The following is a 1116-nucleotide window of genomic DNA, read 5'->3' on the forward strand; positions in this document are numbered from 1 at the left end:
GGGGAAAGCCTCCTCGCGCGCGTCCGCCCGGTGCCGTGGCGGGGACGGGACCGGACGGACGGGACTGCGAGGGGTCGGGGTCAGCGCTTGGAGACGGTGCGCTCGGCGGGTATGCGGCCCAGGCGGCCGGCCTGGAAGTCCTCGAACGCCTGCTGGAGCTCGGCGTGGCTGTTCATGACGAACGGGCCGTAGTGGGCCATCGGCTCCCGGATGGGCAGGCCGCCCAGCAGGATGACCTCCAGGTTGGGGGTGTGGCCGTCCTGCTTCTCGTCGGCGCGGACGGTGAGGCCGCCGCCGGCGCCGAAGACGGCGGTCTGGCCCAGCTCGATCGGGCGACGGCCGGGACCGACCGCGCCGCGTCCGGCCAGGACGTAGGCCAGGGCGTTGAAGTCCTCCCGCCACGGCAGGGTGATCTCGGCCCCCGGGCTGACGGTGGCGTGGACGAGGGTGATCGGGGTGTGGGTGACGCCGGGGCCGCTGTGCCCGTCGAGGTCGCCGGCGATCAGGCGGAGGACGGCGCCGCCGTCGGGTGAGGTGAGCAGCTTGACGTTGCCGCCGCCGATGTCCTGGTAGCGGGGGGCGGTCATCTTGTCCCGGGCCGGGAGGTTGACCCACAGCTGGATGCCGTGGAACAGCCCGCCCTTGATGACCATCTCCTCCGGCGGGGCCTCGATGTGCAGGAGGCCGGAGCCGGCGGTCATCCACTGGGTGTCGCCGTCGTTGATGACGCCGCCGCCGCCCTCGGAGTCCTGGTGGATGAAGGTGCCGTCGAGGAGGTAGGTGACGGTCTCGAAGCCGCGGTGGGGGTGCCAGGGGGTGCCCTTGGGCTCACCGGCGGCGTACTCCACCTCGCCCATCTGGTCCATCATGATGAACGGGTCCAGGTGCCGGTGGTGGATGCCGGCGAAGGCGCGGCGGACGGGGAAGCCCTCGCCCTCGAAGCCGCTGGGGGCGGTGGTGACGCCCAGGACGGGCCGGGTGGGGGTCCCGTCGACGGGCTCGGCGACGCGGGGCAGCGTCAGGGGGTTCTCCACGGTGATGGCGGGCACGGTCGGCCTCCTCTTTGACTGGGTGTTCGAAGGCGCTCGTCGCACCATTTAGTTGAACTATAAACAT

The 1116-nt window shown here is 72.0% G+C and carries 1 protein-coding gene; it reads right to left on the reverse strand.

Features of this window, described 5'->3' with window-relative positions; all coding sequences use genetic code 11:
- Positions 1-80 precede the first annotated feature (80 nt).
- A complete protein-coding gene (locus FNQ90_RS24200) occupies positions 81-1049 on the reverse strand; it encodes a pirin family protein (RefSeq protein ID WP_182608295.1) in 969 nt (322 codons plus the stop codon).
- Between the last annotated feature and the right edge of the window lie 67 nt (positions 1050-1116).

Origin of the sequence: Streptomyces alkaliphilus, from assembly GCF_014141535.1 — a bacterium.
GTDB classification, from domain to species: Bacteria; Actinomycetota; Actinomycetes; order Streptomycetales; family Streptomycetaceae; genus Streptomyces; species Streptomyces alkaliphilus.